This is a genomic window from Streptococcus sp. 53 (assembly GCF_013276565.1).
Taxonomy (GTDB): domain Bacteria; phylum Bacillota; class Bacilli; order Lactobacillales; family Streptococcaceae; genus Streptococcus.
The window spans coordinates 64,383-74,812 of the sequence record NZ_VMLG01000012.1 but is presented as its reverse complement, the minus strand read 5'-3'; the positions used below and the strand labels follow the sequence as shown (position 1 = coordinate 74,812).

11 protein-coding genes are annotated in these 10,430 nt (G+C 37.2%); 7 read left to right on the top strand and 4 right to left on the bottom strand.

Annotated elements, in window-relative coordinates; genetic code table 11:
- Positions 1-141: 141 nt before the first annotated feature.
- Together HT722_RS04495 and HT722_RS04490 are read right to left on the bottom strand one after the other, a co-directional pair.
- Positions 142-600, bottom strand: coding sequence for a DUF3021 domain-containing protein (locus HT722_RS04495; RefSeq protein WP_173277772.1), 459 nt, complete (start codon positions 598-600; stop codon positions 142-144).
- Complete coding sequence (locus HT722_RS04490; protein ID WP_173277770.1) at positions 597-1,037, bottom strand: LytTR family DNA-binding domain-containing protein; 441 nt, start codon at positions 1,035-1,037, stop codon at positions 597-599. Before HT722_RS04490 ends, HT722_RS04495 begins: the two co-directional genes overlap by 4 nt.
- Before the next feature lie 205 nt (positions 1,038-1,242).
- Here HT722_RS04490 and mutL point away from each other — a divergent pair, with 205 nt between their 5' ends.
- The gene (gene mutL / locus HT722_RS04485; protein ID WP_173277768.1) at positions 1,243-3,192 is read left to right on the top strand and encodes a DNA mismatch repair endonuclease MutL; all 1,950 of its coding nucleotides are present in this window, start codon (positions 1,243-1,245) and stop codon (positions 3,190-3,192) included.
- A gap of 137 nt (positions 3,193-3,329) precedes the next feature.
- On the opposite strand, the gene HT722_RS04480 is transcribed toward mutL, so the two are convergent.
- Both HT722_RS04480 and HT722_RS04475 read right to left on the bottom strand, forming a co-directional pair.
- A complete protein-coding gene (locus tag HT722_RS04480; RefSeq protein WP_173277765.1) occupies positions 3,330-4,445 on the bottom strand; it encodes an SPASM domain-containing protein in 1,116 nt (371 codons plus the stop codon).
- 20 nt (positions 4,446-4,465) lie between these two features.
- Entirely contained in the window at positions 4,466-5,236 is a 771-nt protein-coding gene (locus HT722_RS04475) for a DeoR/GlpR family DNA-binding transcription regulator (RefSeq protein WP_050242634.1), read from the bottom strand.
- A 233-nt stretch (positions 5,237-5,469) separates the two neighbouring features.
- On the opposite strand from HT722_RS04475, the gene HT722_RS04470 reads away from it, so the two are divergent.
- The 6 genes from HT722_RS04470 to HT722_RS04445 are packed head-to-tail and all read left to right on the top strand — an operon-like array spanning position 5,470 to position 10,423.
- Positions 5,470-5,892, top strand: a complete 423-nt coding sequence (locus tag HT722_RS04470; protein ID WP_049513094.1) for a PTS sugar transporter subunit IIA — start codon at positions 5,470-5,472, stop codon at positions 5,890-5,892.
- Positions 5,893-5,906: 14 nt separating this feature from the next.
- Positions 5,907-6,377 carry a PTS sugar transporter subunit IIB gene (locus tag HT722_RS04465; protein ID WP_049513096.1) on the top strand — a complete coding sequence of 157 codons (471 nt, stop codon included), beginning with the start codon at positions 5,907-5,909 and terminating at the stop codon, positions 6,375-6,377.
- A 56-nt stretch (positions 6,378-6,433) separates the two neighbouring features.
- Entirely contained in the window at positions 6,434-7,231 is a 798-nt protein-coding gene (locus HT722_RS04460; RefSeq protein ID WP_049513099.1) for a PTS sugar transporter subunit IIC, read from the top strand.
- A complete protein-coding gene (locus tag HT722_RS04455; RefSeq protein ID WP_049513102.1) occupies positions 7,228-8,043 on the top strand; it encodes a PTS system mannose/fructose/sorbose family transporter subunit IID in 816 nt (271 codons plus the stop codon). The genes HT722_RS04460 and HT722_RS04455 overlap by 4 nt, the downstream gene beginning before the upstream one ends.
- An 18-nt stretch (positions 8,044-8,061) precedes the next feature.
- Positions 8,062-9,549: a sulfatase gene (locus HT722_RS04450; protein WP_173249803.1), complete on the top strand. Its 1,488-nt coding sequence runs from the start codon at positions 8,062-8,064 to the stop codon at positions 9,547-9,549.
- A gap of 16 nt (positions 9,550-9,565) precedes the next feature.
- Positions 9,566-10,423, top strand: coding sequence for a formylglycine-generating enzyme family protein (locus HT722_RS04445; RefSeq protein WP_173277763.1), 858 nt, complete (start codon positions 9,566-9,568; stop codon positions 10,421-10,423).
- Positions 10,424-10,430 lie beyond the last annotated feature (7 nt).

Below are 10,430 nucleotides of genomic sequence, written 5' to 3'. Positions count from 1 at the left end.
TATCCACAACCTCAAAACACTGTTTTGAGCAGCCTGCGGCTAGCTTCCTAGTTTGCTCTTTGATTTTCATTGAGTATAAGGTGCAGCAGGATAAAGCAAAACCGAGAAGTTTCTTTCTCGGTTTTGCTTATTATGAGGTTCTTACTTTTTATGCTCCAAGAGTTGATTGATGTGATCTACTTTTTTAGCCTCTCTTTTATAGAGGATAGTCCAGATGATAAGGTAAACAATCGCAAACTCGATAATGAGCTGGAGATAGAAGAACCAGTGGAAGGGGAACCAACCAGCCAGAGTTGCCAGTGGGACAAAGCCAGCCAGCATGAGGAAGAAATGGGAAAGCGTCGCACGAAGCATGCTCCAGTCACGGCTGAATAATCGTTTACCAAAGTTGAAGAGCATACCGATGGCTGCCCAGATAAGAGTACAGTAGAGCAAGACCAGGGCACCGTGAACCTGATGCTGAGCCATCGCTTGGCCGATGATAGAGTAGGGATTTAGTGGTGCGTAGGTATTTGGTGCATAAATAAGTGAAAAGATGATAGAGAGGATGAGGCCGATGAGGACACCAGTAGCTGCGTCGTGGAAGATTTGTTTTTTCATAGTTCTAATTTCTCCTTGATGGTTTTTAGATAACGGCGTGAAGAGTAGGTGAAGCTTTCGTTTTTCAAGAAAATTTCTACCAGACCGTTGGGCGTGAGCTTGAGGTGAGAGATGGAATCGATATTGATGATTTCTGATTGGGAAATTTGGATAAAATTGCTTGGCAAGAGTTCAAGAACCTGATAGAGTCGCAAATCAATAGTGTAGGTCTGACTCGCGGTTTCTGCTAGAACCTTCCGATTCTCGATATAGAAGCGTTGTATCTTACCAATCTCAACGAGATAGACCTGATTATCAATCTTTCCTTTGATTGTTTCTTTTTGGTCAAGATTTTCTGCGAACTCGATGACTTTCTGGACTTTATCTGTCGGCTGAGGTGCTTGGACAATCAGCTTTTCCTCCTTGTAAGTTTCACTAATCTGTAGTTCTACTTTCATAAATTTCTCTCCTTGTTTTTTATACAAAATTGTGATCACTTCTTGTACACCTTTATTAAACACTATTTTACGACACCTGGCAAGGGACTTTGTCTATGTGGAGGGATTTGGTTCCTATGTGGTGGAGCTTTTATGTCCTATCTGAAATATGGTATAATAGCACTAATCAATTTCTAGGAACATAGATACAGAAAGGGGCTGAAAGATGTCTCATATTATTGAATTGCCAGAGGTGCTGGCAAACCAGATTGCAGCTGGAGAGGTTATCGAGCGTCCAGCTAGCGTTGTTAAGGAGCTGGTAGAAAATGCCATTGACGCGGGTTCTAGTCAGATTATCATTGAGATTGAGGAATCAGGTCTCAAGAAAATTCAAATCACAGATAATGGTCATGGAATTGCTCACGATGAGGTGGAATTAGCCCTGCGTCGCCATGCGACCAGTAAGATAAAAAATCAGGCAGATCTTTTTCGAATTCGGACGCTTGGTTTTCGTGGTGAAGCTCTGCCGTCTATCGCTTCTGTCAGTGTTTTGACCCTTTTGACGGCGATGGATGGCGCTAGTCATGGAACCAAGTTAGTCGCGCGTGGGGGAGAAGTTGAGGAAGTCATCCCAGCGACTAGTCCTGTGGGAACAAAGGTTTGTGTGGAGGACCTCTTTTTCAACACGCCTGCCCGCCTCAAGTATATGAAGAGCCAGCAAGCAGAGTTGTCTCATATCATTGATATTGTTAATCGCTTGGGTTTAGCCCATCCCGAGATTTCTTTTAGTTTGATTAGTGATGGTAAGGAAATGACGCGGACAGCAGGGACTGGTCAATTGCGCCAAGCTATCGCAGGGATTTACGGTTTGGTCAGTGCCAAGAAGATGATTGAAATTGAGAACTCTGACCTTGATTTCGAAATTTCAGGTTTTGTGTCCTTGCCTGAGTTGACTAGAGCCAACCGCAACTATATCAGTCTCTTCATCAATGGTCGTTATATCAAGAACTTTTTACTCAATCGTGCTATTTTAGATGGTTACGGAAGTAAGCTCATGGTGGGACGCTTTCCGTTGGCTGTCATTCATATCCATATCGACCCTTATCTAGCGGATGTCAATGTGCATCCAACCAAGCAAGAGGTGCGGATTTCCAAGGAAAAAGAACTGATGACCCTGGTCTCAGAAGCTATTGCAAATAGTCTCAAGGAGCAAACCTTGATTCCTGATGCCTTGGAAAATCTTGCCAAATCGACCGTGCGCAATCGTGAGAAGGTGGAGCAAACTATTCTCCCACTCAAAGAAAATACATTTTACTATGAGAATACTGAGCCGACAAGACCTAGTCAAGCTGAAGTAGCTGATTATCAGGTAGAATTAACTGATGAAGGGCAGGATTTGACCCTGTTTGCCAAGGAAACCTTGGATCAGCTGACCAAGCCAGCAAAACTGCATTTTGCAGAGAGAAAGCCTGCTAACTACGATCAGCTAGATCACCCAGAGTTAGACCTTGCGAGTCTTGATAAGGCTTATGACAAGCTGGAGCGAGAAGAATCATCAACCTTCCCAGAGTTGGAATTTTTCGGGCAAATGCACGGGACTTATCTCTTTGCCCAAGGGCGAGATGGGCTCTATATCATAGACCAGCACGCGGCTCAGGAACGGGTTAAGTACGAGGAGTACCGTGAAAGCATTGGCAATGTTGATCAGAGTCAACAGCAACTCTTAGTGCCCTATATATTTGAATTTCCAGCGGATGATGCCCTCCGTCTCAAGGAAAGAATGGCACTTTTGGAGGAAGTTGGGGTCTTTCTAGCAGAGTACGGAGAAAATCAATTTATCTTACGTGAACATCCTATTTGGATGGCAGAAGAAGAGATTGAATCAGGCATCTATGAGATGTGTGATATGCTCCTTTTAACCAAGGAAGTTTCTATCAAGAAATACCGAGCAGAGTTGGCTATTATGATGTCCTGCAAGCGGTCTATCAAGGCCAACCATCGTATTGACGACCATTCGGCTAGACAGCTCCTCTATCAGCTTTCTCAATGTGACAATCCCTATAACTGTCCCCACGGACGCCCTGTTTTGGTGCATTTTACCAAGTCGGATATGGAAAAGATGTTCCGACGCATTCAGGAAAATCACACCAGTCTCCGTGAGCTGGGGAAATATTAAATAATGTTTGAAGTGAGATAAAAGAAGATTTGCTGAGATTATTAGATATACAAAGATAGGATTTGAATTTAGAATAAAAATGAGTGACTGAAATATTCTGTAGAACAGATTATAGCAGTTACTCATTTTTGCATAGATTAATAATTATTTATCAAATCCATTATGTTAGTTAATTTAGGTATAAATTCATTTAAGAAGGATTGATACCCACAGAACTCATTTTTTTCATCAACGTACATTGAATTTTTCATTCGCTTACATCCACCACGACATATGTTTAGAAAAGGGCAGGATGTACATTTGGAAGGAATTTTCGATAGTGGACGAGAATATAAAAATTGTTTAGCAATTTTGCTAGAAAAGAGTTCTTTCAATCCCATTTCTTGGATGAAGCCCATTCTGTATTCATCCAAAGCGAAAAAATCGCAAGGATAGACACTTCCGTCTCCTTCTATGACATATTGAATACTGCAATTTCCGACAAGCCCGCAAGCGTTTACTTCTTTTCTTACAATTAAATTAAAAACATCATCAAATAATTTAATGGATATATAGTGTCCACTAGCTAATTCAGCTAGCCAAAGAGGTAGAATATCATGGTAGAATTGAAAGAATTTCTGAGGAGTAAGTGCATAAGAACTTTTTTCGCTTGGATTTAGTTCATCTAAGCAAGGGATAAATTGGACATACTGGATATTTTCTTGTTTTAAAAAAATAAAGATATCTTTTGCGTGTTGAGCTAATTCTTGTGTTAAAACACAAAGCACATTATAATCGATTGAATAATCATCAAAAAGACGTTTTGTCTGTATTACTTTTTGGAATGTTCCTCTACCTCTTGGGTCAAGTCGACTCATATCATGTAGAATGGGTGTTCCATCTATTGATAAACCGACTAAAAAGTTATTCTCTTTGAGAAATTTACACCATTTTTTGTTGATAAGAATTCCGTTTGTTTGTATTGAATAATGTACAGAAACTTTTTTTGTCTGTTTTTGTACGCAAGTGATAAGATGCTTAAAATAAGATAATCCTGCTAAGGTAGGCTCCCCTCCTTGGAAGCCTATGGACAACTCATCTCCGTCAGCTAAATCTATAAATAAATGTTCAATCATTTTTTCAGTAGTCTCAGGTTTCATTTTTCCATAGGAACGAACTTCTCGTAATGAAGTTACATCAGCATAAAAACAATATTTACACCGAATATTACAAAGAGATGAGGATGGTTTGATTAGTACGGATATCTTTTTCATGTCTATTTCCTACTTTAAATTTACAAAAGAGAATCTATTGTTTTAGATGATAAAATTTTAACAAATTGAGAGTATTTCGCAATTGTTTTTTCTTCTATATTGTGGTCAGTAATCAAATAGTTAATATCTTCTAAATTGTAAAATTGATAGAAATCGATTTTATTAAACTTTGAATGATCTACTAGTAAAAACTTTTCTTGTGCTTTATTTAAGGCTGCGGTTTGTATATCCCCAGCACTTTCAGTGAATGTTGAGATGTTTGTACCATATATAGCATTACAGCTGATGAAAGCTTTAGTAAAATTCATTGATTCTAAACAATTAAATGCTGTTTTTCCGACAAATGCACCTGTTCGTTCACGATATGTTCCGCCTACTAATACTAATTCCTTAAAATTTTTTTGATTTAGTATGACGAAAACAGGCCAGCTGTTAGTAACAACTCGTATATCTTCTTCAGTGATTTTATATGCTAATTGTTCTAATGTTGTTCCAGAACCGATAAAGATAGTTTCGCCAGGTTTAATAAAGTGAGAAGCGATATCTGCGATTTCTTTTTTCTCGTTCATGTATAAGGATTGTTTTTCAAATTGTGATTTTTCGTTTCGAACTAATTTACTTTCTGCTCCGCCATGAACCTTTATTAATTCATCTTTTTCTTCTAGTTCAGTTAAATAGCGTCTGATTGTCATAGTTGATACATTGAGATGTTGAGCAAGTTCTTGGATTGAGACATAGCCTTTAACGTTTACTGTATCTAGGATAAATTTTATTCGCTCATTTTTTTTCATAGTAGATTCCTTCTTGTTATCTTTTGAATTTATAATATCATTAAAATGTCATTTTTTCAATCAAAAAGAACAAAAGGACATGAAATAACACTATAAAATAACAAAAAATAACACCACCTCACATTGTTAACAAAAAAATAACAAAAATAGAACAAAAAGTGTTGACAAATGATTAAAAAAGATTATAATTAGTATTGTAAGCGATATCAGAAATATAATTTAGGAGGGATAAGATGAGATATCTTGTTATAAGTCATGGACCGATGTCAAAAGCTGCGGTGGAAAGTGCAGAAATGATTTTAGGTTCTCAAAGTCGTGTTAATACGTTATCAGTGACAATGGATTCGACGATAGAATCAATGTATGAAGAAATTGTGACAGTTACGTCCGTATATCCAGATGAGGAATGGATTATCCTGACAGATATTATTGGTGGAACTCCGTTTAATGCATCTTATCGTGTTTTAGAAACTAATGGAAATGTATTGATCGTAACAGGCTTTAATTTGCCCTTGTTAATTGAGTTGTTTATGCACTCGGAGTTACGCTTGTTAGAGGCAACAGAGGTAATAAAAAATATATTACCAAATACAATGTCAATTGTTGATAAGGCAATAACTTCCGAACCTATTGAGGAAGATTCATTTGATCTATAGAAGGAGACATAGAAATGGCAGTAGAACTTGTTAGAATTGATGACCGCTTGATTCATGGTCAAGTGGCAACTACTTGGACTCGTAATTATGAAATTGAACAAATCTTAATTATTAATGATGAAGCTAAAAATGATCCAGTTCAGCACAGTGTTGCAAATTTTGCCGTTCCCCCTGGTGTTAAGGTTGTTATTTTTGGAGTTCGTCAATTTGCTGAGGTTATGAAGAAAAGTGAAATCAAAAAGAGAACGATGTTATTATTTACCAATCCTATAGATATAAAATTTTTAGTAGATGAAGGATTGAAAATTAAAGAAGTTAATGCAGGAGGGATGAGATTTAAAGAAGGACGTAAAAGATTAGAGAAAGCAATCTCTGTAACAGACGAGGAACATCAAGCCTTTGTTGATTTGATGAATGAAGGAATTCATATCAATGTACAAATGGTTCCTAAAGATCCTAGGGTGGATTATAAAACGTTAGTTTAAGACCTTTATTGCTTAAATTAAATTCAAAAGAAAAATAAAAGAAAGGAGAAAATCTTATGATTTTCAAAGCGCTTATTGTGGCGATTTGGGCGGGGCTATGTGCTCTTGACCAGTTTGGACCACACCTTGGCTTTCGAAAACCATTATTAGCAGGTGTAGTAGTAGGATTCTTGCTGGGAGACCCAGGGCAGGGATTGATTATCGCTGGTACTCTTGAGCTATTGTGGTTAGGAACAAATAATGTAGGAGCCTATCAACCACCTGATGTTATTTCAGGAGCTGTTGTTGGTGTCGCTATAGGTATTTTATCAGGCGGTGGTGAGGCTGCAGGTGTTGCAGTTGCGGTACCTGTTGCGCTTCTAGTTCAACAACTAAGTATGATTATAATGACCACTAATGTATCATTAGTACATACGGCAGATAAAATTGTTCAATCGGGTGAATTTGGAAAAATTGATAAGTTGCAGTATTTAGGTGGTCTATTCTTCTTTTTAAGTCGAGCTGTACCAGTGTTTATCTCAGTATGGTTAGGTGCTCCAGCAGTAGAAGCTGCATTAGGTGTTATTCCAGCTTTTGCCTTAACTGGATTGACAGTTGCTTCTAAACTCATTCCAGCAGTTGGTCTTGCTATGCTACTTTCAATGATGTTGAAAAAGAATATGTGGATTTTTCTTACACTAGGTTTTGCATTAGCAACATTTTTACAAATACCAACTGTTGGCATTGCAATTTTTGCTCTTGCAGCAGCTGCCTTGTATGATATTTTAATGAATCGTGGTGGAATAGAAAAAAACGGAGATTCTGAGGAATCGAGTGTAGTTGTTGCAGATGGGGAAGGAGAGTTTGATTTATGACCAATGAAAATAAAATAACAAAAAAAGATTTGAATAAAATGTTTTGGCGTTGTCAGATGATTCAATTCTCTCACAATTATGAGCGATTACAAAGTCTAAGTACTCTATTTGCATTGACACCAGTTTTGTCTAAATTATACAAAGGTAAAAGTAAAGAAGAATGTGTCAATGCTCAAAGACGCCATTTAGAATTTTTTAATAGCCATCCAGTACTTATTCCGTTCATATTAGGTGTTACAACTGCATTAGAAGAAACCACTACTGAAGATGAAAAAGAATCTGTTATTGCTGTAAAAACAAGTTTGATGGGGCCTTTGGCTGGTTTGGGTGATAGCTTATTGAACTTTACATGGTTTCCGATTGCAGGAAGTATAGGGGCTTCATTTGCAGTTCAAGGAAATTGGATGGGGCCAATATTGATGTTCTTGCTGATAAATGGTTTATATTTCCCTTTGAAATATTACAGTATTCACATAGGATATAGTAAAGGGAAAGAATTATTAACATCGGCAAATGGGAAAAAGATTTTAGATAGAATTTCAACATCGGCGAATGTTCTTGGTGTAATGGTAGCGGGTGCGTTAATTACATCTACAGTTAAGTTAAAATTAGGGTTACAATTTGGTGAAGGCGATGGGGCTATAGTGCTTCAAGATACTCTTGATAAAGTATTACCAAATATGTTGCCTTTAATTCTTACATTAGTTTGTTTGTATTTAATGAAAAAATGGAATGGTAAATACGTTGTGTCAATGATTTTTGTGATTATTGGAGTTTCTATCTTCTTATCATATTTTGGAATCATTGTTTAGATTAAAACGAGGTAGGAAATGAAGGTTGTTCTAGTATTAATGGATACGCTACGAAAGGATTTTTTGAAAACATATAATACAAATTCTTTTGTAGCGACACCTAATTTAGATGCATTTGCTCAAGATTCGGCTGTTTTTGATAATCATTATATTGGCTCAACTCCCTGTATGCCTGCACGACGTGATATTATGACTGGTCGTTTAAATTTTTTAGAGAGATCATGGGGACCAATTGAACCATTTGACATCACTGTATCAAAGGTGCTTCAAGAGCATGGAGTATATTCACACTTAACGACAGATCATACACATTATTTTAGACTTGGTGGCGAAGGCTATATTAACCAATTTACAACTTGGGATTTTCATCGCGGTCAAGAAGGCGATCCATGGATTTCACGAATAAAAGATCCAGAGTGGATGCCAGAACAGTATTATGGTAAGCTAAGACGTCAATACCAAGCGAATCGTGAATATTGGTATGAAGATGAGGATAAATATCCTACTCCTAGGACATTTAAATCGGCATGCGAATGGTTAGAATTAAATAAAGATGAGGATGATTTCTTTATTCAAGTAGAAGTTTTTGATCCTCATGAACCGTTTGATGTACCTAAAAAATACATGGAGTTGTATGATAAAGTATATACTGGTCCATATTTTGAAACTCCAAATTATGGGGAAGTAGATGTCCCAGAAGAGGCGGTAGACTATATTCGAAAACGGTATGCTGCACTTATGACTATGACAGATGTCCATTTTGGTCGCTTAATTAATAAAATGAAGGAATTAGGAATATACGATGATACTTTAATCATTGTGACATCTGACCATGGATATTTCTTGGGAGAAAGAGAGCTGTTCGGAAAAAATTATATGCATAATTTTAATGAATTAGCAGCAATTCCTTTATTTGTCAAAGACCCAGTTCATCGTAAACAAGGTGAAAGAATAAAAACAGTATCACAGAATATTGATATTATGCCAACCATATTGGATTATTTTGATATCCCAACTCCAGATGAAGTACAGGGAAAATCATGGTTGCCGCTATTAGATGGGAGAGAAAATGAAAAAGAGTATGCCGTTTATGGTGCTCATGGCATCACAGTGAATATTACAGATGGACGGTATACCTATTTCAGAGCTCCAAAACCAGACAATTCTCCTTTAAATGAGTATGCTGGAATCCCAACAACTATTCGTCATTATTTAGGAGAGCAGAATCCTTCAGAAATTGAAATGGGACAGTTTCTTGAACGAACTCCTTTTCCAGTTTATAAGATTCCTATAAAAAAACCAGCTATTTTAGATGGTTTAGGGGATATGTCAGGGTATACAAAGGATAGCTTACTTTTTGATTTGGAAATTGATGAAGGTCAAACTTCTCCACTTCAGGATGATGAATTAGAAGACCGTATGAAGCATTTGCTGGTAGAAGAAATGAAGAAACTCGAAGCTCCAGAGGAACAGTTTGAAAGATTAGATTTATTGGATATCTTATAAAAGAAGGGACATGTTTATGATTTATATTCCTGGTGGTAATTATTGTATCGGAACAAATGAAAGGATAGGGTTTGAGTATGATTATGAAGGTCCCCGTACTGAAATATCTATTGCTCCTTTCTACATTGATGAGACAACAGTAACAAATCAAGAATTTTCAGAGTTTGTGAAACAAACTGGATATATTACTGACGCTGAAAAAATTGGTTGGTCTTATGTGTTCAAATATTTTATAGAGGATATAAATCAAATTTCTATAGAGATGCAGAAGACACCTTGGTGGTTAGCAATAGCAGGAGCATCATGGTGCCATCCGGAAGGACCAATGACAGATATCCGTACTCGTATGGATCATCCTGTAGTACATGTTACTCGGAACGATGCGCTAGCCTATTGCAAATGGGCTGGAAAAAGATTACCTACAGAAGCAGAATGGGAAATAGCAGCTCAAGGTGGAACCGAGTATGAGCATTATTATTGGGGAGATAATCTTATCTTTAGTGATAAGCATATGTGCAATACATGGCAAGGGCAGTTCCCTACTCTTAATTCATTAGATGATGGATATGCGGGGACTGCTCCTGTTAAGACATATGAACCGAACCCTTATGGGCTTTATCAAATGATAGGGAATGTTTGGGAATGGTGCGTAAACCCAGGAAAAATAGAACTGCAATCTTTTCAGATTGTGTCTGGTAAAGATTTTTGGAGAGAACATCAAATCTGTGATAATGAACAGTATGCTATAAAAGGAGGTTCCTTTTTATGCCATTATAGTTATTGCAATCGCTATAGAATGTCTGCTAGAAATTCTACAACAGCTATGACAAGTAGTCAAAATATGGGTTTTCGTTGTGTAAAGGACATCAGCTAATAAAGGA

Excerpts from the sequence above, each read along its gene's own strand:
- HT722_RS04470 (WP_049513094.1), top strand. The coding sequence starts at position 5,470 with ATGAGATATCTTGTTATAAGTCATGGACCGATGTCAAAAGCTGCGGTG.
- HT722_RS04445 (WP_173277763.1), top strand. The coding sequence starts at position 9,566 with ATGATTTATATTCCTGGTGGTAATTATTGTATCGGAACAAATGAAAGG.
- HT722_RS04490 (WP_173277770.1), bottom strand. The coding sequence starts at position 1,037 with ATGAAAGTAGAACTACAGATTAGTGAAACTTACAAGGAGGAAAAGCTG.
- HT722_RS04455 (WP_049513102.1), top strand. The coding sequence starts at position 7,228 with ATGACCAATGAAAATAAAATAACAAAAAAAGATTTGAATAAAATGTTT.
- HT722_RS04480 (WP_173277765.1), bottom strand. The coding sequence starts at position 4,445 with ATGAAAAAGATATCCGTACTAATCAAACCATCCTCATCTCTTTGTAAT.
- HT722_RS04475 (WP_050242634.1), bottom strand. The coding sequence starts at position 5,236 with ATGAAAAAAAATGAGCGAATAAAATTTATCCTAGATACAGTAAACGTT.
- HT722_RS04465 (WP_049513096.1), top strand. The coding sequence starts at position 5,907 with ATGGCAGTAGAACTTGTTAGAATTGATGACCGCTTGATTCATGGTCAA.
- HT722_RS04450 (WP_173249803.1), top strand. The coding sequence starts at position 8,062 with ATGAAGGTTGTTCTAGTATTAATGGATACGCTACGAAAGGATTTTTTG.
- HT722_RS04460 (WP_049513099.1), top strand. The coding sequence starts at position 6,434 with ATGATTTTCAAAGCGCTTATTGTGGCGATTTGGGCGGGGCTATGTGCT.
- mutL (WP_173277768.1), top strand. The coding sequence starts at position 1,243 with ATGTCTCATATTATTGAATTGCCAGAGGTGCTGGCAAACCAGATTGCA.
- HT722_RS04495 (WP_173277772.1), bottom strand. The coding sequence starts at position 600 with ATGAAAAAACAAATCTTCCACGACGCAGCTACTGGTGTCCTCATCGGC.